Genomic DNA, 21,756 nt, shown 5'->3' on the forward strand with positions numbered 1-21,756 from the left:
CCTAGTGCGCAATTGCGCACGGGAGCAGGGACCCCCGGCGGCTCTTGTTGAAGCAGATGGCAATTCCGATCCTGGCTCAAACGACTTCCTGTGGTTATGAGTCCCGGATCTGCGCTCGCTCTGGACAACGCTGCGCGTTGCCAGGAGCTCGCTTGTCCGGGACGACGGCGGAGATAGATCGCGCCGTCTCAGGTGCGGCGTGATCGCGCGGATCCAGAAGAACCCCTGGCGCCTGCTGCTCGCGATCAACGCGGCGGTCATCGTTGGCGTCTTCATCCACAAGATCCAGCTGCCGCCTTACGTCCCCTATATCCATCTTCTGGTCGACTATCATTTCGGCTTCATCAAGCGCGCGCTGATCGGGGCGCTCGTCGCACTGTTCACGAACAACGTGCCGGTCTGGCTGGTGTTCGCGCTCGGCGGGGCGACCTGGCTGGTGACGCTCGCCCTGTATGCAAAGCTGTTTCAGAAGACGTTCGGCTTCACCACAAGAACGCTGCCGCTGTTCGTCTTCACCGCAGGCTCGCCGTTCTTCCTGAAGAACTTCATGCACACGCTCGGCCATTTCGACATCTATGGCTGCGCGTTGGCGATCGTGCTGCTGCTGATGCCGGCGCGCTCGCTGCTGTTCGTTGCCACGGCCGCGCTGTTCTCGATCGTGCTGGTGCTGATTCATCACATTCATCTCTTGATGTATGTGCCGACGATCATCACCATCGTCGCGATCAGGCATTACCTGACCTACGGCAGCAGCCGCAGCAACGTCGCTTTCGGCGCCGTTGCCTTGCTCATCGTCTCGGCGCTGTTCTTCGCCGCGCAATTTCTGGGAACGATGCCGATCACTGAGGCGGATTTCGTCGCGTATCTGAAAGGCCGGATGGCCGATCCGTCGCGGACCGACCTGCTGCAATTCGCCTACATCTGGTACCAGCCGCTGGCGAAGGAGGTGGCCGACACCTGGGGCCGCCTGCCGCACAACATTCTCGGCGTGCCCGTGTTCGCACTGCTGATCTGGCTGCACACGCCGCTGTGGCGCTATCTTGCGAACCTGATCGGCGCGCTCGCGAGCAAGACGCACCGCCGCCTCATGGTCGCGGCACTGGTCGGCATCAGCCTCGCTTATGTCGTGATGTTCGCGATGGTGTTCGACTATTCGCGCTGGATCTCGAACTGGGCAGTTTGCATGTTCCTGATCCTGCACGCCGTGAAGATGCTGCCGGCCGCGCGTGAGACAGCGCTGATCGCGGCGGAGGATCGGACGACGAACATCTTCGGCTTGATCATCACCCTGATCCCGCGCGTCGGAATCGTGCGGCCGTTCTAAAACCTCGCCCGCCTGATCCGCACATACAGTGCGCCCTCGCCGCCGTGGCCGATATGCGCGGTCTCGAAGCCGACGACGAAGGCGCGGAATTCCGGCAGGCTCAGCCATTCCGGCACCTGGCGGCGAAGCACGCCGCTCTCGCCGCCGCTGCGGCCCTTGCCGGTAATGACGAGCACGAAGGTCAGGCCGTCCCGATGGGCGCGGTGCAGGAAGCCGGCCAGCGCGCGATGGGCGCGCGTCTGGGTCATGCCGTGCAGATCCAGCCGCGCCTCGATCTCGCTGCGGCCGCGCGAGAGCTTTGTCCGCTCGCGCTTGCCAAGCGGCGCCAGGGGCGGAACGGTCGGCTTCGTCACGCGCGGCAACGGCGCGGCGGCGACAGGCCGCGGCGATGGCGCGGATCGCATGGCAGGACCGGCGGGTGTCGAGTCAGCGCGCGGCGCGGCATTCGCCTTCGCCACGCGATGCTTGCGCAGCGGCTTGACCTGTCTTGCGACCGTATCCCACAGCTCGCGCTCCTCCTCGCTCAGCGCGCGGCGGCGCGGCGAGGGGCGAGGCTCCAGCACGGGCGGACGGGACGATCGTTTCATTGCTGCCGATGAGGACGATTCTTCACCGGTCGACGCGGCTCGGAGGCAGGGTCGATCGCGGGACGCGGCACCGGTAACGGAACGGGGCCGGCGATGGCAACCGTCTCGTTCTTGCCTTGCGCCGCGGCGGCAGCAGACGTGCCTGTCTTGGCCGGGTCGGTTTGCGGAAACAGTCTTGCGATCTTCTCCGAGGGCCTGGGGTCCGGGATCGGCAGCTTCGCGGCGCGCGGGGCCGGATCGAGGCTCTTCGGCACCAGCATCACGAAATGCATGGGATGGCGCAGCCGCCCGGAAATACGGCCTGCTTCCTGGCCAGCGCCGAAAAACAGATCGGCGCGCGCAGGCCCGATGATGGCCGAGCCGGTGTCCTGCGCGATCATCAGCCGGTGGAACGGCGTCCTGGCGCGTTCGGACTCGATCGGCAGCTCGCCCCCGATGAAGAACGGGGTGCCGTAGACATGCAGCGATTTGTCTACCGCGATCGAGCGTCCCGCCGTCAGCGGAATACCCTGCGCGCCCACCGCCTCGTCCTTGTCGGAGAGATTGACCTCGCGGAAGAAGATGTAGGCACGGTTCGCGCGGCGCAGCTCCTTGGCACCCTCGGGGTTCTGCGCCATCCACTCCCTGATCTTCTGCATCGACATCTCCTCTTTCGGGATGATGCCGCGCTCGATCAGGATGCGCCCGACGGCAGTGTAGGGATAGCCGTTATAGGCGTCGTAATTGAGCCGAACCGAGCTGCCGTCCTCGAACTTGATCCGCGCCGAGCCCTGGATCTGGGCGAACAACAGATCGGTCGGATCCTTCAACCAGGCGATTTCCAGCCCGCGGCCGGCGATCTTGCCGTCCTCGATCTCGCCACGGTCGTAATAGGGCACCAGCTTGCGGCGGCCGATCTTGCGATAGACCGGGCCCTTGTTCGGCAGGCTGACCGAATCCTGCTTGTAGCCGCGCACGAACAGATTCGAGGGACGGCGATAGACCGGCACGTTGTAGACCTCGGTCTGCGTGCGCGATCCCTCCAGCACCGGCTCGTAATAGCCGGTGACGAAACCATCGGGCTCGCCGAGGCGCGAGATCCGCAGCGGCGCAAAGTTCTCCTCGAAGAAGGCCTTGGCTTTGGCATCGTCGGTGAGATCGAGCGTTTTGGCAGCCCGGCAAGGCTCGTTGAGAGAGCCGGCCAAAGCCTTGGCCTCGGCCGCGCCGTTCTGCGCATTGATCGAGCGGCAGCTGGCGCGGAAGGTCCTGTAGGCGGCGAGATGATTGTCGTCGCCCCACCCCTTCACGTCCGCCCAGGCCAGCGGCAGATATTGCGCGCCGGGAATTTCGAACGGCAGGGGGAGCTGCGGGTAGGGCAGGGCCCGCACCGGAGCGGCAGGCTTTTGCGGCAGATGGTGGTGATGGCTGCGATGGTGACGCCGCGCGGCCTCGGCTCCGAGTGAAAACGACGACAGCGCGACGGCAGCTGCGCAAAGTGCCGTCGCGCCGGTCTTCAGGAAAGTCTTAATTCGCGCTTCCGGTGCCAACCAGCTTCCAGTTCGGATCGCGAGAGGAGGTGTCGCGGGCGAAAGTCCAGATATCGGTGATGTCGGCGACCGTGTCGGCGCTGCCGTCGACGATGTTGCCGGCCTTGTCGCGGGTGGCCGAGATCATCTGCGAGACGAAGCGCACGGTGAGCTGGGCGGCGCGGTCGCGCAGCTCGGCGCCGACGAGCTCGGCCTTGTCGATCGAGACGAAGCGCGTCTCGGTCTTCTGCTCGTTCTTTTCACGCTCCTTGATCGCGGCGTCGAAGCTCTCATAGACCTCCGACGACAACAGGTCGCGTAGCGCGCGGCGGTCGCCATTGGCGAAGGCCAGCACGATCATCTCGTAGGCGCCGCGGGCGCCCGAGAGGAAATGGCGCGGGTCGAAGCTGGAATCCTTCTCGACGATGGCATCGAGGCCCTGCGCCAACGCAGTGCCCGGCTCGGCCAGGCCCTTCCAGCGATCGGAGGGCGGGGTCGGCTCGGCTGTCGGCGCCAGCGGGGCCTGGTCGATCACCTTGCCCGGCATGGTCACGACATTGTTGTCCTGGGCACCCCCCAGTGCATTGCGGGCGGCGGTGCGATCGAACGGCGGTCGCTCGTTGCCCGTGCGCTGCCCCAGCACGCTACGCAGTCTCAAGAAGATGAAGACTGCCAGTGCCAGGAATATGATGGTGTAGATGTCCACGTCGTATTCGCTTTCTGGTCTTTTCAGGGGTCGTTGCCGGGAAAATCAATCCGGCCAGTAGACCGTTCCTCGCGGAAACGGCAAGTCTACATCACCATTTTGGATCCACATCAGGTCCTCGGGATGTAGGCACGAAATCTTGCCCGGCCAATGGCGCCTTTTGGCACAGCGCCGAGTGTAGCGCGTTTTATGCTTAAGGGGAAACCCGATCCTGCCCGGAAATCGCGCATCTTCAATCGTTTAAGGCGCAGTTTCGCGGAAAAGGCAGGATGAACGTCAATGCCACGGGCGCGGCCCGAATCCCGATCCGGGACCGTTCGTCCTTGTGGAACGAGGCGGCCCTATGTTAGCCAACCGCCGCGAAATTCAGCCCCAATCGGGTAAGGAGAGACTTTCATGACCAACGGTAACGGCACCCCTCCCGAGGCGGCGCAGGCTCCCCAGCTCAACGTGCTGGCGCAATATACCAAGGACCTCTCGTTCGAAAATCCCAACGCGCCGAGCTCGCTGCAGCAGCAGAGCCAGCCGCCGCAGATCAACATCCAGATCAACGTCAGCGCCAACAATCTCAGCGAACAGGAGTTCGAGGTGACGTTGTCGGTCGAGGGCAAGGCCGAGGCCGCGAGCAAGGTGATGTTCTCGTTCGAGCTCGCCTATGCCGGCGTGTTCCGGATCGCCAACGTGCCCAAGGAGAACCTGCACCCGCTGGTCATGATCGAGTGCCCGCGTCTCTTGTTCCCCTTTGCCCGCGAGATTATCGCGACCGCGGTGCGCGACGGCGGGTTCCCGCCGCTGATGCTGGATCCGGTCGATTTCGTCGGTCTCTATCGCCAGAACATGGAGCGGCAAATGGCCGCTCAGGGTCAAGCCGGTCAGGCCTGAGCGGCCGCCACGGCGGCTGGAGCGGGCAGGTACTCGTTCCAGAGCGCCTTGTCGCCCATCGTTGCGATGAAGGCCCGATGGGCCTCGCGCTCGGCCTCCGAAACCCGCGGCGCGAGCGGCACCAGGCGCTGCCGCCGCGGCGCATCCCCGGCGGAACTGACGCGAATCTCTTCGCGCTCAGAAGCCAGCAGCAGCTGCGACTGCCGTGCCCCGACCAGATCGACATAGACCTCAGCCAGCAGCTCGGCGTCGAGCAGCGCGCCGTGCTTGGTGCGGTGTGAGTTGTCGATCGCATAGCGCGAGCAGAGATCGTCGAGCCGGTTGGACACGCCGGGATGCTTGCGGCGTGCCAGCAGCAGCGTGTCCACCAGCCGCTCGCGCGGAATCGCGTCGCGCTTGATGCGGTCAAGCTCGGCATTGATGAAGCCGATGTCGAACGAGGCGTTGTGGATCACCAGCGGGGCGTCGCCGATGAACTCCAGAAACTCGTCGGCGACCTCGTGGAACAATGGCTTCGTCGCCAGGAATTCGGACGACAGTCCGTGCACCGCGAACGCTTCCGCCGGCATGTCCCGTTCAGGGTTGATGTAGACGTGAAAGCTCTGCCCCGTCGGCATACGGTTCAAAATCTCGACGCAGCCGATTTCGACCAGTCGGTCGCCCCGAAGCGGATCGAGGCCAGTGGTTTCGGTGTCGAGAACGATTTCACGCATGTCTTTAAGAAGCCGTGTGAGACGGCGAATCAGGCTCGCCGCCGCGGCATCTTAACGACCTCGGCCAGGATGTGCTTGATTTGGGCGCGCACCGGTTCAAGTCCGTGTGAGGTATCCACCACGAAATCGGCCCGCTTGCGCTTCTCGGCATCCGGCGTCTGCTTGGCGATGATCGCATCGAGCTTGGCCTCGTCCATCGTGCCGCGCGCCAGCACCCGCTGGCGCTGGAGTTCCGGCGAGGTCGACACCACGACCACGGCATCGACCCGCTTCTCGCCGCCGGTTTCGAACAGCAGCGGAATGTCCAACACCACCACCGGCGCCTTGGCGGCCTCGGCATCGGCGAAGAATTTCTGCCGGGAGGCGCCAAGCATCGGATGAACGATCTGCTCGAGCTGCTTGATCGCGGCAGGATCATGCACGACGCGCGCCGACAGTTTTTGCCGGTCGACCTTGCCGTTCACGGTGGTGCCGGGGAACGCGGCCTCGATCGCCGGGGCTGCTTCGCCCTCATAGAGCTGATGCACGGCGGCATCGGCATCGTAGACAGGAACGCCGGCCTCCGTGAATAATTTCGCGGTGGTCGATTTGCCCATCCCGATCGAGCCGGTCAGTCCGAGGATCCGCATCAAGCCAAAGCCATCTCTGTGGTTCACACCGCAACTAGCCGCTCGCGGCGCAGGAACGCAAGCAGCGGCAGCAGCGGCAGGCCGAGAATGGTGAAATGATCGCCATCGATCCGTTCGAACAGGTGGATGCCGAGGCCTTCGAGCTGATAGGCGCCGACGCTGGTCGTGACGGCCTCGCCGGCAGCGTCGAGATAGGCCGAGAGCTCCGCCTCGGTCATTTGCCGCATTGTCATGCGGGCCACGGAGACGTCCTCGAAAACGATCTTACCGTCACGGGCCATGGCCACGGCGGAATTCAGCTCGTGGCTGTTGCCGGCGAGATCGCGCAATTGCGCCAGCGCCTGGGGACGGCCGGCAGGCTTGTTGAAGAGGCGCTCGCCCAGGGCCAGCGTCTGGTCGGCCCCGATCACAAAGCTTCCAGGATGAAGCGCCGAGACGGCCTTGGCCTTTTCTCGCGCCAACAACAGGGCGATCTCGCGCGGATTTGAGAGTCTTGAGACAGCCTGAATGCCGCGCTCGTCGATATCGGCCGTCACGGCCTTGAATTCGAGTCCCGCATTGGCCAGCAGCATTTTGCGCGCGCTGCTTTGCGAGGCCAGGATCAACGGGGATGTGCCGCGCCACAGAGCCATGGCGGCAACTATTCCGAGGGCCGGTTGCGCTGGCGATCGCTATAGAGCTTCATGATCGCCGCCGCGGTTTCCTCGATCGAGCGGCGCGTGACGTCCAGCAACGGCCAGTCATGCTTGGCACTCAGCTTGCGCGCAAACGCAACCTCCTCGGTGACCGACTGTTTGTCGGTATAGGTGTCGCTGCCGGACTCGGCGCCCATGGAAAGCAGGCGATTCTGACGAATCTGAATCAGCCGTTCCGGCGTCGCGTGCAGGCTGACCACCAGCGGCCGCGTCAGCGTCTCCAATTGCGAGGGCACCGGAATGCCCGGCACCAGCGGCACGTTGGCGGTGCGGATGCCGCGATTGGCGAGATAGATCGATGTCGGCGTCTTCGAGGTGCGGGACACGCCGACCAGGACCACGTCGGCCTCGTCGAGACCTTCGACGTGCTGACCATCGTCATGGATCATCGTGTAGTTCAACGCGTCGATGCGCTTGAAATATTCCGCGTTGAGGACGTGCTGGGCGCCGACCCGGCCGGTGGTGGCTGCTCCCAGATAGGCTTCGAACAGCTGCATCACCGGACCGATGATCGACAGGCTCGGAACGTTGATCTGCTTGCACTTGTCCTCGAGTCTCGCGACCAGATCCTTCTCGAGCAGCGTGAAGAGCACGATCCCCGGCGCTTCCTCGATCTCGTCGAGCACGCGATCGAGCTGCTTCTGGCTGCGCACCAGCGGATAGACGTGCTCGACCGGCGTCACGTTGGCGTACTGGGCCGCGACCGCACGCGCCACGGTGATGAGCGTCTCACCCGTGGAGTCCGAGACCAGGTGCAGGTGGAAATAATTGTTCGAGGTCGGCACAAAAACCCTTTGAATTTCGGTGGGGCGGTTTGTGGATTTCTGTGGAGCTTAACCCCTCGGAAAGGGATGTGCGACACCAAGGGCGGGACAAGGAGCGATTTTCTTCACACCGCTGCCCGTCAGAACAAGTCCGGCACCTTGCCGAGACGGAAACGGGATTGCGCGGACAACCCCCTTGATAAGCTGCCGATAGAAACGCGCAAGCCTTTGAAGCCGACTGACTTATCGGAAGTCGCGAGAAGCTATCCGGGATATGTGGATGGATGTGAACAAGCGCGCGTGAACTCGCGGATGGAATTGCGTGAGTCCAATCCACGGTCATAAAGACTCAAACCTTAAGAATCTAAGATTCTAGATTTGAGGAAGGCGCTACGGACGGATATGTGTGCGGTGTAAGACCTTAACGAGTTCTTACTATCCCCAACGTTCCCTGAGCTGGGCGTGAATCCGGACCGCGAAAATGTTTGAAGACGTCTATCTCTGGATCAAGGCGCTGCACGTGATCGCCGTCATCTCCTGGATGGCCGGCATGCTCTATCTGCCACGGCTGTTCGTCTATCATTGCGAGGCTGAAATCGGCTCGAAGCAATCGGAGACGTTCAAGATCATGGAGCGTCGGCTGCTCAAGGCGATCATCAATCCCGCCATGATCATCACCTGGCTCGCCGGGCTCTATCTCGCCTGGTCCGGCCATTGGTTCACATTCGGCTGGCTGCACGTAAAACTGGCACTGGTCCTGGTGCTGTCCGCGGTCCACGGCTTTTTTTCGCGCTGGCTCAAGGATTTCGCCGCCGACCGACGCCCCCGCAGCCAGAAATTCTATCGGATTATCAATGAGGTGCCGACCGTCCTGATGATTTTCATCGTCATCATGGTGATCGTGAAGCCGTTCTAGGCAGGCGCGCGACGATTAGTTCAGCGCTTCGGCTTGCGGAGTGGGGAGCGATTTTCTATATTATCGATATCCCACCCAACGCAGGCGGATGTGGTTGTGTCCGAGCCTTCCAGAGGCTGGACACCGCATCAGGTTTGAAGCCTCCACCGGCACTCACCTTGCCAGACCTGCGGACCTTACCTGCACCTGCTCGCGTCCGCATTTCAGAGCCTCCTCGCACCCCCTCTTTTTCAGGTTACCCCACAGGACCACCCCAATGCGGGAAATTAAACTTCAGGACCTCAAGTCGAAAACCCCGGCCGAGCTCGTCTCGTTCGCGGAAGAGCATGGGGTCGAGAATGCCAGCACCATGCGCAAGCAGGAGCTGCTGTTTGCCATCCTCAAGCAGCTTGCGATAGCCGAGACCGACATCGTCGGCGAAGGCGTCGTCGAGGTGCTCTCGGACGGCTTCGGTTTTCTCCGCTCGCCCGATGCGAATTATCTGCCGGGCCCGGACGACATCTACGTTTCGCCCTCGCAGATCCGCCGTTTTGGCCTGCGGACCGGCGACACCATCGAAGGCCATATCCGCAGTCCGAAAGAGGGCGAGCGCTACTTTGCGCTGCTGAAGGTCAACACGCTCAATTTCGAGGACCCGGAAAAGGCCAAGCACAAGGTCAATTTCGACAACCTCACGCCGCTGTTTCCAAACCAGCGTTTCCGCATGGAGATCGACGATCCGACGCGGAAAGACCTGTCTGCAAGGGTGATCGATATCGTCGCGCCGATCGGCAAGGGCCAGCGCGCCTTGATCGTGGCGCCGCCGCGCACCGGTAAAACCGTGCTGATGCAGAACATCGCGCATTCGATCACGCATAATCATCCCGAATGCTACCTGATCGTGCTGCTGATCGACGAGCGTCCGGAAGAAGTCACGGACATGCAGCGCTCGGTGAAGGGTGAGGTCGTGTCCTCGACCTTCGACGAGCCGGCGGTGCGCCACGTCCAGGTCGCCGAGATGGTGATCGAGAAAGCAAAACGGCTGGTCGAGCACGGCCGCGACGTCGTAATCCTGCTCGATTCGATCACCCGCCTCGGCCGCGCCTACAACACCGTCGTGCCGTCATCCGGCAAGGTGCTGACCGGCGGTGTCGACGCCAACGCGCTGCAGCGCCCGAAGCGCTTCTTCGGTGCCGCGCGCAACATCGAGGAGGGCGGCTCGCTGACGATCATCGCGACCGCGCTGGTCGATACCGGCAGCCGCATGGACGAAGTCATTTTCGAAGAGTTCAAGGGCACCGGTAACTCGGAACTGATTCTGGACCGCAAGGTCTCGGACAAGCGCACTTTCCCGGCGATCGACATCTCTCGCTCCGGCACGCGCAAGGAGGAGCTCATCACCGATCCGCAGGTGCTCAAGAAGATGTACGTGCTCCGCCGCATCCTCAATCCGATGGGCACGATGGACGCGATCGACTTCCTGCTCGACAAGCTGCGCTCGACCAAAAGCAATTCGGAGTTCTTCGACTCCATGAATACCTGAGTGCACTGCAGCAAAGGATCAGGGGGCGCCTTCGGGCGCCCTTTTTGTTGTGCAGCTTTGCTGCAGCAGAGGTGCAGCATGAGGGGAGCGCGGCCAACCACCTCGCCTCGACCTCCTATAATCTGTTGATATTTCTAAATAATACTTGAGTTTGATCGGCCTGGCCACCGTGCGAGCAGTCATTATTGCAGCAAAAATTCTCCGATTATTATATTGCGATGCAATATGGTAGTTGCTGCGAGTTCGGTTGCAGCAAAATCCCGCCGCTGACTGAATGAAACGGACGTTTGCCTTTTCCCCGCCAGCCGGACAAATAGGCCATGCATCCGCGAGACCAAACCATCTTTGCGCTGTCATCCGGGCGGGCGCCCAGCGCGATCGCCGTGGTACGCGTCTCTGGCTCGCAAGCCGGACTGGTGCTGACGACGCTTGCGGGTAAGCTCCCGGGGCCGCGGCAGGCGAGCCGCCGGCTGCTCCGGGACGGTGCGGGCCAGCCGATCGACGACGCGGTCGTGCTCTGGTTTCCAGGGCCCGCCAGTGCGACCGGCGAGGACATCGCCGAATTTCACGTCCATGGCGGCCGGGCGGTGCTGGCGGCGCTCTTCGCTGAAATTTCTAATATTCCGAATATTCGCGCCGCCGAGCCCGGCGAATTCACCCGGCGCGCCTTCGAGAACGGCAAACTCGACCTCACCGAGGCCGAGGGGCTCGACGATCTCATCCACGCAGACACCGACCGGCAACGACGCCAGGCGCTGCGTCAATTGCGGGGCCTGCTCGGCGATCGCGCGCGCGACTGGCGCGAGCGCATCATCGAGGCTTCCGCACTGATCGAGGCCGGCATCGATTTTTCCGATGAAGGCGACGTGCCGGCGGAGCTGAGGGCGCCGGCGGTGAAAGCGATCAAGGCACTGCACGACGAAATCGCAAAAGTCCTTGCGGCACAGGGACAAGCTGAACGTCTGCGCGACGGCCTCGTGGTCGCGATCGCAGGCGAGCCGAATGTCGGCAAGTCGACATTGATGAACCAGCTCGCGCGCCGCGAGGTCGCGATCGTCTCGCCGCATGCCGGGACCACCCGTGACGTGATCGAGGTGCAGCTCGATCTCGACGGCTATCCCGTCACTGTCATCGACACCGCCGGCATCCGTGAGACCGACGATCCCGTCGAGCAGGAGGGCGTGCGTCGGGCGCGGGCCCGAGCCGAGGATGCCGATTTGGTCTTGTGGCTGGTCGAAGGCGGGCAAGCCGTCGATCCGGAAGCGATGCGCTCGCTCTGGAAATCCGGCGATGGTGTTGCTTCCTCGGTCTGGATTGTGCGCAACAAGATTGATCTGGGCGGGGTCGGGGGTGCCGGGCTGCAGGGTGAGTTCGGGATCTCGGCGAGCCGGGGCGACGGCATTCCGGAACTGGTTGACGCCCTCGTGAAGTTTGCCGCCGAATTCTTCGGAACCGGCGAGGGCGCTTTGGTGACCCGTGCGCGCCAGCGCGACCTGCTGCGCCAGGCGTGTGACAGCTTGCGTCGGAGTCTGGGACTCCTAGAAGAGGGCGAGGAGCTGGCAGCCGAAGAGTTGCGTGCCGCCGCTTTCGCGCTGGGGCGGCTCTTGGGCCAGGTAGACGTCGAGGACGTCCTTGGGGCCATCTTTCAGAAGTTTTGCATCGGAAAGTAACGCTAGTTCTTCATTGTAGAACTAGCCTTTGTTCCGTTCCTTTGTTTCACGTGAAACGCCCGGTCTGTTTCACGTGAAACAATCGAAAAGCGGACTGATCTGGTCCGCTTCGGTGGGCGGCTCGCGAGCGTCGTAAAGTCTCCTCGCCCGTCGGCACGATCGGGGCTGGGGCCGAGCCTCAATTTCCGTCATTGCGAGGAGCCCTTGCGACGAAGCAATCCAGACTGTTTCCGCGGAGGGATTCTGGATTGCTTCGCTGCGCTCGCAATGACGGAACGTGACGCGACTGTCTCGCATCTGATCGGCACCTCCCGGTAACGAGGCAATGGCTTAGTAGAACGCGTCTGACCCCATCGTGGTAGGGAGCCTCGATCTCGTTTCACGTGAAACAGAAGCATCTTCCAACGCTCTTCCTACTGTGCATGGGGTTGTTTTCGCAAAAGATGCCTTCTCCCCTAGATCGACTCCCGTTTCACGTGAAACAGGGCGCCCCCGAGTTTCCACTTCCGGCTTTCCTGCCTCTGAGCTAGAAATCCCCCCATGCGAACAGAACGAGCAAGCTTCGACGTCATCGTGATTGGCGGCGGCCACGCCGGCTGTGAGGCCGCTGCTGCGGCCGCGCGGATGGGTGCAACGACCGCTCTGGTGACGCATCGCTTCGCCACCGTCGGCGCGATGTCCTGTAATCCGGCAATCGGCGGACTCGGCAAGGGTCATTTGGTTCGCGAAGTTGACGCGCTCGATGGCCTGATGGGCCGGGTGGCGGATGCCGGCGGCATCCAATTTCGCGTCCTTAATCGCCGCAAGGGCCCCGCAGTCCGGGGGCCACGCGCCCAGGCGGACCGGAAGCTCTATGCGGCCGCCATGCAGGCCGCGATCCGGGACACTGAGGGCCTCTCCGTTGTCGAAGGCGAGGCCGACCAGCTCATGGTGGCCGATGGTCGGGTGACCGGGCTCCGCCTGGCGGACGGCCGGGAGCTTCGGGCGGGGGCCGTGGTCGTCACCACGGGGACCTTCTTGCGCGGCCTGATCCATCTCGGTGAGAAGAACTGGCCCGCCGGCCGGGTCGGCGAAGCGCCTGCGATGGGCCTTTCCAGCTCCTTCGAGCGTGCCGGCTTCACCCTCGGTCGGCTCAAGACGGGCACGCCGCCGCGTCTCGATGGCACCACGATCGACTGGTCCGCGGTCGAGATGCAGCCCGGCGATGAACCACCAGAGCCATTCTCGGTGATGACGGAGCGGATCACGACCCCGCAGATCCAGTGCGGGATCACCCGGACCACGCCCGCGACGCACGAGGTGATCAGGGCCAATGTCCATCGCTCCCCGATGTACTCTGGACAGATCAAGAGCTCCGGACCGCGCTATTGCCCCTCGATCGAGGACAAGATCGTCCGCTTTGGCGACCGAGACGGCCACCAGATCTTCCTGGAGCCAGAGGGTCTCGACGACAGCACCGTCTATCCCAACGGCATCTCGACCTCGCTTCCCGAGGAGGTTCAGCTTGCGATCGTCGCCAGCATTCCCGGCCTGGAGCGGGTGAAGATGGTCCGCCCAGGCTATGCCATCGAATACGACCACATCGATCCCCGCGAGCTCGATCCGACCCTGCAGACCAAGCGACTGCGCGGCCTTTTCCTGGCCGGACAGATCAACGGCACCACAGGATATGAGGAAGCCGCCGGGCAAGGCATCGTGGCTGGTCTGAACGCCGCGCTCTCGGCCAGTGGTGCCGTGCTGACCGTGTTCGACCGGGCGGACGGTTATCTCGGTGTGATGATCGACGACCTCGTCACCCGTGGGATCAGCGAGCCCTATCGGATGTTCACCTCCCGAGCCGAGTACCGGCTGACGCTGCGGGCCGACAATGCGGATCAGCGCCTGACCGAGAAGGGGATCGCGCTCGGGTGCGTCGGCAGCGCCCGTATCAGGCATCACCGCGCCAAGATCGAGGCCCTGAACGCCGCCAGGACGCTCTCGAAGTCCCTGACCATCACCCCGAACGAAGCGATCAAGCACGGGCTGTCGCTGAACCGGGATGGCCAGCGCCGCTCGGCCTTCGAGCTGATGGCCTATCCGGAGATCGGCTGGAGCCAAGTCCGTGCAATCTGGCCGGAGCTGTCGGCCATCGACCCCGTCATCGCCACCCATCTCGAGATCGACGCCAAGTATGACGTCTATCTGGAGCGCCAGAGCGCCGACGTCGAAGCCTTCCGACGCGACGAGGGGCTGGTGCTGTCGGAGGTCGACTACCAGCTGGTGCCCGGTCTCTCCAATGAGGTCCGCGCCAAGCTTGAGAAGGCACGGCCGTTCACCGTCGGCCAGGCGGGTCGGATTGACGGCATGACGCCGGCGGCGCTCGGCATCCTTGCGGCTTATCTGCGCCGCGAGGCACGGAAGACCTCGAAGGCGATCGCATAGGCGTTCCACGTGAAACAACGCGGGCCGGGCGGCGGCAGATCGTCATCAGGGAAAAACACGGTGGGTGAGGGCGGCGCCGTTGGCCGGCGAACCAAAGCGCCGGCCGGACCAAGGATCGACAAGGCCAACGATCAATCGCTCGACGCGGTCATCGCCGCCGACAAGACCGCAGCCCTCAAGCTCGCTCCTGTTTCACATGAAACGGAAGCCCGGCTCGATCGGTACATCGCACTGCTCCGGGAGTGGCAGGCTAAGACCAATCTCGTCGCACCCTCGACATTGCCGCAGCTTTGGACTCGGCACATCGCTGATTCGCTCCAGCTCGTCGATCTCGCGCCGACAGCAAATCGTTGGGCCGACCTCGGCAGCGGCGGCGGCTTTCCCGGCGTCGTGCTCGCCTGCGCCATGGCGGGGAGGCCGGGCGCGAGCGTCCACCTCGTCGAGCGAATCGCCAAGAAGGCGGCGTTCCTGCGCGAGGCAATTCGCGTCACTACATCTCCGGGAGTCGTACATCTCGCTGAGATCGGGGATAATGTGGATAGAATCACCGGCCCCGTCGATTGCGTCACCGCGCGTGCACTGGCTCCGCTACATCAACTCATCGGCTTTGCGGAGCCGCTGATGCGCCAGGGCGCAAAGGCGCTATTTCTCAAGGGTCAAGATGTAGAGGCTGAATTGACCGAAGCCGCTAAATATTGGAATATTCAGCCGCAGCTCCACTCAAGCCGTACAGGGGACGGTTGGATCGTCGAGCTGACTTCCGCCGAACGGCGCGGGTGAGGCGTTCAGGGGTGAGTGGGGAATTTCGATGAGCGTGACTGACGAGCCGCAGCAAGACCAGACCTCCCAAGACCAGACCTCCCAAGACCAGACCGCCCAAGAGCAGGTAGCCCAAGACCAAGCTGCCCAAGACCAAGCAGCCGAAGTGCCGCAGGGCCATCCGCGCATTCTCGCGCTGGCGAATCAAAAGGGCGGCGTGGGAAAAACAACCACAGCGATCAACTTGGGCACGGCGCTCGCGGCGATCGGCGAGCGCGTCCTGATCGTCGATCTCGATCCGCAGGGCAACGCCTCGACCGGCCTCGGCATCGATCGCCGCAACCGCTCCTGCTCGACCTATGACGTGCTGGTCGGCGAAGCGGCCTTGCGCGAAGCGGTGGTCTCGACCGCGGTGCCGCGGCTGCACATCGCGCCCTCGACCATGGATCTCTCCGGTCTCGAGCTCGAGCTCGGCACCACGCCCGGCCGCGCCTTCAAGCTGCGCGACGCGATCGGCGCGCTCAACAACAACGTCTCGCCGGACGCCGACTACACTTATGTGCTGATCGACTGCCCGCCCTCGCTCAACCTGCTCACGGTGAACGCGATGGCGGCGTCCGACGCGATCCTGGTGCCGCTGCAGTGCGAGTTCTTCGCGCTCGAAGGTCTGTCGCAATTGCTCCAGACCGTTGAGCAGGTGCGCTCGACGCTCAATCCCAACCTGTCGATCCACGGCATCGTGCTGACCATGTTCGACTCGCGCAACAATCTCTCGAACCAGGTCGTCGCCGATGTCCGGCAGTTCATGGGCGAGAAGGTCTACAAGACCATGATCCCGCGCAACGTGCGCATCTCCGAGGCGCCGTCTTACGGCAAGCCGGTGCTGGTCTACGATCTCAAATGCGTCGGCAGCGAAGCTTACTTGCGTCTCGCCACCGAAGTGATCCAGCGCGAGCGCGAGCTGCGCACGACGCATTGACGATGCCGTAGGGTGGGCAAAGGCGTCTTCGCCGTGCCCACCGTCTTCCGCACACAATCGGTGGGCACGCTTCGCTTTGCCCACCCTACGATAATTCAGTTCTGGAGTGCTGCACCGTGAATCCAAGGGAGCTGGCGATGGCCGACGAAGCGCGTTCGCGACTGGGCCGAGGTCTTGCGAGTCTGATCGGCGATGTCGGCGGCGAGGCTCAGCATGTCGATCGTCCGCGCGCGCAGCGCAAGGTGCCGATCGAGTTCATCAAGGCCAATCCGCGCAATCCGCGCCGCACGTTTTCGGACGCGGAGCTGAAGGAGCTCAGCGATTCGATCAAGCAACACGGTGTGATCCAGCCGATCGTGGTGCGTCCGGTGAAGGGCGCCCAGGATCGCTACGAGATCATCGCCGGCGAACGACGCTGGCGCGCGTCGCAAATGGCCGGCCTGCACGAGGTGCCGATCGTGCCGGTCGACATCAGCGACAGCGACGCGCTGGAATTCGCGATCGTCGAGAACGTGCAGCGCGAAGACCTCAATCCGATGGAGGAGGCGCAGGGCTATCACGCGCTTGCCAACGAGTTCAAACGCAGCCAGGACGACATCGCAAAGGTCGTCGGCAAGAGCCGCAGCCACGTCGCCAACATGATGCGGCTGACGAAGCTGCCGGCCGAGGTGCAGGCCTTCATCGCGACCGGCGAATTGACGGCGGGTCACGCCCGCGCGCTGATCGGCGTGCCCGATCCGCTCGCCGCCGCCAAGCGCATCGTCGAGGAAGGCCTCAACGTCCGCCAGGCCGAGGCGCTTGCACACGAGGAAGGTGTGCCGGAGCGCAAGCCGCAGAAGGCGCGCAGCACCGGGGGCAAGGAAAAGGACCCCGATACGATCGATCTCGAGAGGCGCGTCAGCGACGCGCTCGGCCTCAAGGTCACCGTCAATCACCGCGATCCCGGCGGCTCCGTGCAGATCAACTACCGCAACCTCGATCAGCTCGATGAGGTGATGAAGCGGCTAGCCAAGGGCGCGCTGTAGCTCGCGTGTCGTTCCGGAGCGATTATCCCGGAATGACGCTGAGCATTTTCGTACGCGTCTGCCTCAACATCGTCATTGCGAGCGAAGCGAAGCAATCCAGAATCCGTCCGCGGAAGGATTCTGAATTGCTTCGTTGCAAGGGCTCCTCGCAATGACGTTGAAAGAGTTGAGCTCAACCCCGCCGCTTTGCGTTCGCCGCAATCGCCATCAGCGTGCGCTGGGCGATGGCGGCGGCGAGGGTGGAGTGTTTGCGGGTGTCGAGCGCGGCGGTCGCGAGCTGCTCGATGATGGCGGCGAGCCGCGCCGGACTGAAATTGCGCAGCGCGGCTTCGACCGCGGGCTTTCGTGAAAAATGCAGGCGCGGATAGCCGCCGTCGAGCACGGCGGAGGCCGGCGTGCCGTCGGCGATGGCGAGCGCGGATTTGTGCAGCCACGCCGCCTGGCGCTGCGCGGCGGAGATGATCACGCCGGGATAGGTGCCGGCGATCATGGCCTTTGCGAATTCGCTCTCGACGATGTCGGGGCGCCCGGCGAAAGCGCCGTCGACGATCGGATCGAGCTTCAGCTCCGACGCATCGGCGACCACGGCCATGACGTCATCCAACGTGACCTCGCCCTTGCCATGGGCGTAGAGCGTCAGCTTGCGCAGCTCGTTGCGCGAGGCCTGGCGGTCGCCGCCGAGGAACGACATCAGCGCCGCGCGGGCGTCCTGCGTGATGCGCAAATTCGCGATGCGGAACTCGTCCTCCATCAGCCTGGCGAGGTCCCGCTCGGTGTCGGGATAACAGCCGATCGCGACCGCCGTCTTGGCCTTCTCGCAGGCCTTGCGCAGCGGCGATTCCGGGCGAAGCTCACCGGCCTCGATCACGATGCGGCAATCCTTCACGCTCATCTCGGCGAGCGTGTCGATGCCGCTGGCAAAGCTGCGCGAGCCGGCGCGGACCCGGATGGCGCGGCGGCCGCCGAACAGCGGCACGGTCATGGCCTCATCGACGAGGCGCGACGGCTCGGCGGAAAGCTCGTCGCCGTCGAGCTTCACCAGCGAGAACGGATCGTTGGGATCGTCGACGGCGGAAGCGATCAGCGCATCGGCGCGCTCGCGGACGAGACCGGCGTCGGGACCGTAGAGCAGGATGATCGGGCGGCCCGCATCGGGGCGGGCGAGGAAAGCGTCGATCTCTTTTCCGCGTAGTGCGACCATGTTGCCCCAACGGCGTCATTCCGGGGCGGCTCGAAGAGCCGAACTACGGCGCGCAATTGCGCGCCTGAGAATCTCGATACACAATCTCTGGATTCCGGGTTCATGCTTCGCATGCCCCGGAATGACGGAAGGGTTACTACGTGCCCGCGGTGAAGAACGAGGCGAGCCGGGTGGTGATGTTCTCGGCGATCTCGTTGGCGGCGCGATCCTCGGCATCGCGCACAGCGCGGGTGCGCGAGAAGCGCTGATAGGAGCCCGGCATGTCATAGGACACGCGTGAGAAGGTCGAGCCGGTCATGACCGACCTGCCGGTCGCGACCTCGATCAGGTTGTACTGGGCGTCGATGCCGAGATTTTCGCTGGTCGGCAGTCCCGTCGTGGCGCTGACGATCAGCGAGGAGCGGCTGGTGATGAAGCGGATGTCCAGCCGGTGGGTCGGTGGCATGCCCGTCGCGGTGCCGTAAAGCTTGAAGGCCAGCGCATTGCGGATTTCGACGCCGACGCGGGCCTCGCGGGAGGCATTGGGCTTGCTGATCGGCGGCAGCTCGACCCCCATCAGCTTCTCGCGCAGGCCGGGGGTGCCGTCGGTACGCTCGGCATACATCGGCTGGAAGCAGCCGGCCGTCAGCGCCGCCAGCGCGGCCACTGCCAGCAAGCGGGCGGCGATACGGATCCTAGCCGACAACATTCACGATCCTCTTGGGGACGATGATCACCTTGCGGACGGGCTTGCCATCCAGGGCCAGCTTTACCGCATCGAGGGCCAAAACGGCAGCCTCGATTTCCGGATTCTGGGCCGCTGTTGCAACTGTGACCTCACCCCGCTTTTTGCCGTTGACCTGGACCACCAGGGTCACGCTGTCTTCAACCAGCAGATCGCGTTCGATTTGGGGCCAATTGGCCTCCGAAACCAGCCCTGTCTGGCCCAGAACCTGCCAGCACTCCTCGGCCAGATGCGGCATCATCGGCGAGAACAGCTGGACCAGGATCTGGCCGGCCTCCCGGACCGCCCAAGCCAAATCTGGAGCAAGATCGGCAGCGGGCTGGCCGGGGCGCTGGAGCACCTCCGAGAATGCATTGGTGAATTCGCGGATATGGGCGAGGCAGACGTTGAAGTGCAGCCGCTCGATGCCGGTGGTGACCTTGTCCAGCGCGCCGTGGGCGGCCTTGCGCAAGGCGGTGGCGTCCGGGCCGAAGCTGGCCGGCCGAGCTGCCGGCGCACCCTTGCCGAGTTCGACGGCATCGTTCACCAGCCGCCACAGCCGCTGCACGAAGCGGGATGCGCCCTGGACGCGCTCGTCGCTCCAGATCACGTCGCGGTCGGGCGGGGAGTCCGACAGCATGAACCAGCGGGCGACGTCGGCGCCGTAGGTCTCGATGATGTCGTCGGGGTCAACCGTGTTCTTCTTCGACTTGGACATCTTCTCGATCGGGCCGATCTGGATGTCTTCGCCTGTCGTCAGCAACGTTGCGCGGCGTCCGTTGCCGCCGACCTCGATCTTCACCTCGGCCGGCTGCACATAGCTGCCGTCGGCCTTCTGGTAGGTCTCGTGCACCACCATGCCTTGCGTGAACATGCCGGCGAACGGCTCGTCCAATGCAATGTGCCCGGTCGCCTTCATCGCGCGGGTGAAGAAGCGGCTGTAGAGCAGATGCAGGATCGCGTGCTCGACACCGCCGATATATTGGTCGACCGGCAGCATCCGGTTGGCGACACCTGGCGTCGTCGGCGCGGCCTCGTTCCAGGGATCGGTGAAGCGCGCGAAGTACCAGGACGAGTCCACGAAAGTGTCCATGGTATCGGTTTCGCGCTGGGCCTTAGCCCCGCATTGCGGGCAGGTGACGTGCTTCCAGGTCGGATGATGATCGAGCGCGTTGCCCGGCCTGTCGAAGGTCGCATCGTCAGGCAGCTTCACGGGGAGGTCGGCATCCGGCACCGGCACCACATCGCACTTCGGACAGTGAATGACGGGAATCGGGCAGCCCCAATAGCGCTGGCGCGAAATGCCCCAGTCGCGCAGGCGGAAATTGACCTGCCGCTCGCCGACCGGCGCATTGCCGCGCAGCTCGGTCTCGAGCCGCTTCGCCACGTCTTCCTTGGCCTGCTCAATGGTCATGCCGTCGAGGAAGCGCGAATTGATCATGCGACCGTCACCGTCATAGGCGGTGTCGGTGATGACGAAGCTCTTGGGATCCTGGCCTTCCGGGCACACCACCGGTGTGTTGCCGAGACTGTACTTGTTGACGAAGTCGAGGTCGCGCTGATCGTGCGCCGGGCAGCCGAAGATCGCGCCGGTGCCGTATTCCATCAGCACGAAATTGGCGACATAGACCGGCAGCTTCCAGGACGGATCGAACGGGTGCACCGCGCGGATGCCGGTGTCAAAGCCCTGCTTCTCCGCGGTGTCGATGATCTCCTGCGCGGTGCCGATCTTCTTGATCTCGGCGATGAACTCGGCAAGCTCAGGATTCTTGGCAGCGGCGGCCTGCGCCAGCGGATGATCCGCCGAGATCGCCATGAACTTTGCGCCGAACAGCGTGTCCGGGCGCGTGGTGAAAATCTTCAGCTCGCTCTCGCCAGCCGGCGTCGTCGCCGCATCCAGCGCGAAGCGGATCAAGAGGCCCTCGGAGCGGCCGATCCAGTTGCGCTGCATCAGCCGCACCTTGTCGGGCCAGCGGTCCAGCCCGTCCAGTGCGCTCAACAGCTCCTGCGAGTACTCCGTGATCTTGAAGACCCACTGGTTCATCTCGCGCTGCTCGACCACAGCACCGGAACGCCAGCCACGGCCGTCGATCACCTGCTCGTTGGCGAGCACGGTCATGTCGACGGGGTCCCAGTTCACCTTCCGCTTCTCGCGCTCGGCAAGCCCTGCGCGCAGGAAGTCCAGGAACATCTTCTGCTGGTGCTTGTAATAGCTGGGATCGCAGGTCGCGATCTCCCTGGACCAGTCCAGCGACAGCCCGATCGAGCGAAGCTGCTTCTTCATCGCGGCGATGTTGTCGTAGGTCCAGGCCTTCGGGGCGACCTTGCGCTCGATCGCGGCGTTCTCGGCCGGCAGGCCGAAGGCATCCCAACCCATCGGATGCAGCACGTTGAAGCCCTTGGCGCGCATGAAGCGGGCCAGCACGTCGCCGAGCGTGTAATTTCGGACATGGCCGATATGGATGCGCCCGGACGGATAGGGGAACATCTCGAGCACATAGTATTTCGGCCGCGGATCGTCGTTCTTGGAGACGAAGATCGCCTGCTGGTCCCAGAGGCGTTGCCAGCGCGGTTCGGCGTCGCGGGCGTTATAGCGTTCAGAGGTCATGGAATCGTTGGGTTTTTGTGGGTTCGGCCGTCTCAAGACGGCGGACTAGGCCATAGAAGACCTCGGGGGGTCAATGGGTTGCCGCGCTTGGGAACTTCGGCCGCGCCTCCGCATAACTACGAGGGCCCGCGTTGGGGTGTGATTAAG

At 63.7% G+C, this 21,756-nt stretch carries 19 protein-coding genes; 9 read left to right on the plus strand and 10 right to left on the minus strand.

What is annotated here, in order from left to right; genetic code table 11:
• The first annotated feature begins 199 nt into the window (after positions 1 to 199).
• On the plus strand, positions 200 to 1,324 hold the full coding sequence (locus ACVIIV_RS07625) for a hypothetical protein (RefSeq protein ID WP_456743648.1): 1,125 nt from the start codon (positions 200 to 202) through the stop codon (positions 1,322 to 1,324).
• Here the strand turns inward: ACVIIV_RS07625 and ACVIIV_RS07630 are convergent.
• The 3 genes from ACVIIV_RS07630 to ACVIIV_RS07640 are packed head-to-tail and all read right to left on the minus strand — an operon-like array spanning position 1,321 to position 4,122.
• Positions 1,321 to 1,911 carry a Smr/MutS family protein gene (locus tag ACVIIV_RS07630; protein ID WP_456743649.1) on the minus strand — a complete coding sequence of 197 codons (591 nt, stop codon included), beginning with the start codon at positions 1,909 to 1,911 and terminating at the stop codon, positions 1,321 to 1,323. The genes ACVIIV_RS07625 and ACVIIV_RS07630 overlap by 4 nt on opposite strands.
• Complete coding sequence (gene mltA / locus ACVIIV_RS07635; RefSeq protein WP_456743650.1) at positions 1,908 to 3,437, minus strand: murein transglycosylase A; 1,530 nt, start codon at positions 3,435 to 3,437, stop codon at positions 1,908 to 1,910. The genes ACVIIV_RS07630 and mltA overlap by 4 nt, the downstream gene beginning before the upstream one ends.
• Positions 3,415 to 4,122: a Tim44/TimA family putative adaptor protein gene (locus ACVIIV_RS07640; protein ID WP_456743651.1), complete on the minus strand. Its 708-nt coding sequence runs from the start codon at positions 4,120 to 4,122 to the stop codon at positions 3,415 to 3,417. The genes mltA and ACVIIV_RS07640 overlap by 23 nt, the downstream gene beginning before the upstream one ends.
• A 396-nt stretch (positions 4,123 to 4,518) precedes the next feature.
• On the opposite strand from ACVIIV_RS07640, the gene secB reads away from it, so the two are divergent.
• A complete protein-coding gene (secB, locus tag ACVIIV_RS07645) occupies positions 4,519 to 5,004 on the plus strand; it encodes a protein-export chaperone SecB (RefSeq protein WP_091882589.1) in 486 nt (161 codons plus the stop codon).
• Here the strand turns inward: secB and dnaQ are convergent.
• From dnaQ to ACVIIV_RS07665, 4 genes are read right to left on the minus strand one after another with little or no spacing between them, the layout of a single operon-like run.
• The gene (gene dnaQ, locus ACVIIV_RS07650; RefSeq protein WP_456748680.1) at positions 4,995 to 5,747 is read right to left on the minus strand and encodes a DNA polymerase III subunit epsilon; all 753 of its coding nucleotides are present in this window, start codon (positions 5,745 to 5,747) and stop codon (positions 4,995 to 4,997) included. The genes secB and dnaQ overlap by 10 nt on opposite strands.
• On the minus strand, positions 5,747 to 6,346 hold the full coding sequence (gene coaE / locus ACVIIV_RS07655; protein ID WP_456743652.1) for a dephospho-CoA kinase: 600 nt from the start codon (positions 6,344 to 6,346) through the stop codon (positions 5,747 to 5,749). Before coaE ends, dnaQ begins: the two co-directional genes overlap by 1 nt.
• Before the next feature lie 23 nt (positions 6,347 to 6,369).
• Positions 6,370 to 6,978: a Maf family nucleotide pyrophosphatase gene (locus ACVIIV_RS07660; protein WP_456743653.1), complete on the minus strand. Its 609-nt coding sequence runs from the start codon at positions 6,976 to 6,978 to the stop codon at positions 6,370 to 6,372.
• 8 nt (positions 6,979 to 6,986) lie between these two features.
• On the minus strand, positions 6,987 to 7,826 hold the full coding sequence (locus ACVIIV_RS07665) for a pyruvate, water dikinase regulatory protein (protein ID WP_100233242.1): 840 nt from the start codon (positions 7,824 to 7,826) through the stop codon (positions 6,987 to 6,989).
• A 460-nt stretch (positions 7,827 to 8,286) separates the two neighbouring features.
• Here ACVIIV_RS07665 and hemJ point away from each other — a divergent pair, with 460 nt between their 5' ends.
• The 7 genes from hemJ (at position 8,287) to ACVIIV_RS07700 (ending at position 17,097) form a co-directional block, all read left to right on the plus strand.
• Positions 8,287 to 8,721, plus strand: a complete 435-nt coding sequence (hemJ, locus tag ACVIIV_RS07670; RefSeq protein WP_456743654.1) for a protoporphyrinogen oxidase HemJ — start codon at positions 8,287 to 8,289, stop codon at positions 8,719 to 8,721.
• 256 nt (positions 8,722 to 8,977) lie between these two features.
• Positions 8,978 to 10,243 carry a transcription termination factor Rho gene (gene rho / locus ACVIIV_RS07675; RefSeq protein WP_212372984.1) on the plus strand — a complete coding sequence of 422 codons (1,266 nt, stop codon included), beginning with the start codon at positions 8,978 to 8,980 and terminating at the stop codon, positions 10,241 to 10,243.
• Between the two features lie 320 nt (positions 10,244 to 10,563).
• Positions 10,564 to 11,913: a tRNA uridine-5-carboxymethylaminomethyl(34) synthesis GTPase MnmE gene (mnmE, locus tag ACVIIV_RS07680; RefSeq protein WP_456743655.1), complete on the plus strand. Its 1,350-nt coding sequence runs from the start codon at positions 10,564 to 10,566 to the stop codon at positions 11,911 to 11,913.
• Positions 11,914 to 12,453: 540 nt separating this feature from the next.
• Positions 12,454 to 14,334, plus strand: a complete 1,881-nt coding sequence (gene mnmG, locus ACVIIV_RS07685; protein ID WP_456743656.1) for a tRNA uridine-5-carboxymethylaminomethyl(34) synthesis enzyme MnmG — start codon at positions 12,454 to 12,456, stop codon at positions 14,332 to 14,334.
• Positions 14,335 to 14,448: 114 nt separating this feature from the next.
• The gene (rsmG, locus tag ACVIIV_RS07690) at positions 14,449 to 15,114 is read left to right on the plus strand and encodes a 16S rRNA (guanine(527)-N(7))-methyltransferase RsmG (RefSeq protein ID WP_456748681.1); all 666 of its coding nucleotides are present in this window, start codon (positions 14,449 to 14,451) and stop codon (positions 15,112 to 15,114) included.
• Between the two features lie 28 nt (positions 15,115 to 15,142).
• Positions 15,143 to 16,072 (plus strand): ParA family protein, encoded by a 930-nt coding sequence (locus tag ACVIIV_RS07695; protein WP_456743657.1) that lies wholly within the window; start codon positions 15,143 to 15,145, stop codon positions 16,070 to 16,072.
• Between the two features lie 137 nt (positions 16,073 to 16,209).
• Complete coding sequence (locus ACVIIV_RS07700) at positions 16,210 to 17,097, plus strand: ParB/RepB/Spo0J family partition protein (RefSeq protein WP_456743658.1); 888 nt, start codon at positions 16,210 to 16,212, stop codon at positions 17,095 to 17,097.
• A gap of 172 nt (positions 17,098 to 17,269) precedes the next feature.
• On the opposite strand, the gene holA is transcribed toward ACVIIV_RS07700, so the two are convergent.
• From holA to leuS, 3 genes are all read right to left on the minus strand, one after another.
• A complete protein-coding gene (gene holA / locus ACVIIV_RS07705) occupies positions 17,270 to 18,298 on the minus strand; it encodes a DNA polymerase III subunit delta (protein WP_456743659.1) in 1,029 nt (342 codons plus the stop codon).
• A gap of 136 nt (positions 18,299 to 18,434) precedes the next feature.
• On the minus strand, positions 18,435 to 18,986 hold the full coding sequence (gene lptE, locus ACVIIV_RS07710) for an LPS assembly lipoprotein LptE (protein ID WP_456743660.1): 552 nt from the start codon (positions 18,984 to 18,986) through the stop codon (positions 18,435 to 18,437).
• Positions 18,973 to 21,609, minus strand: coding sequence for a leucine--tRNA ligase (leuS, locus tag ACVIIV_RS07715; RefSeq protein ID WP_456743661.1), 2,637 nt, complete (start codon positions 21,607 to 21,609; stop codon positions 18,973 to 18,975). Before leuS ends, lptE begins: the two co-directional genes overlap by 14 nt.
• Between the last annotated feature and the right edge of the window lie 147 nt (positions 21,610 to 21,756).

The sequence above is a fragment of the Bradyrhizobium sp. USDA 4354 genome (assembly GCF_054060315.1).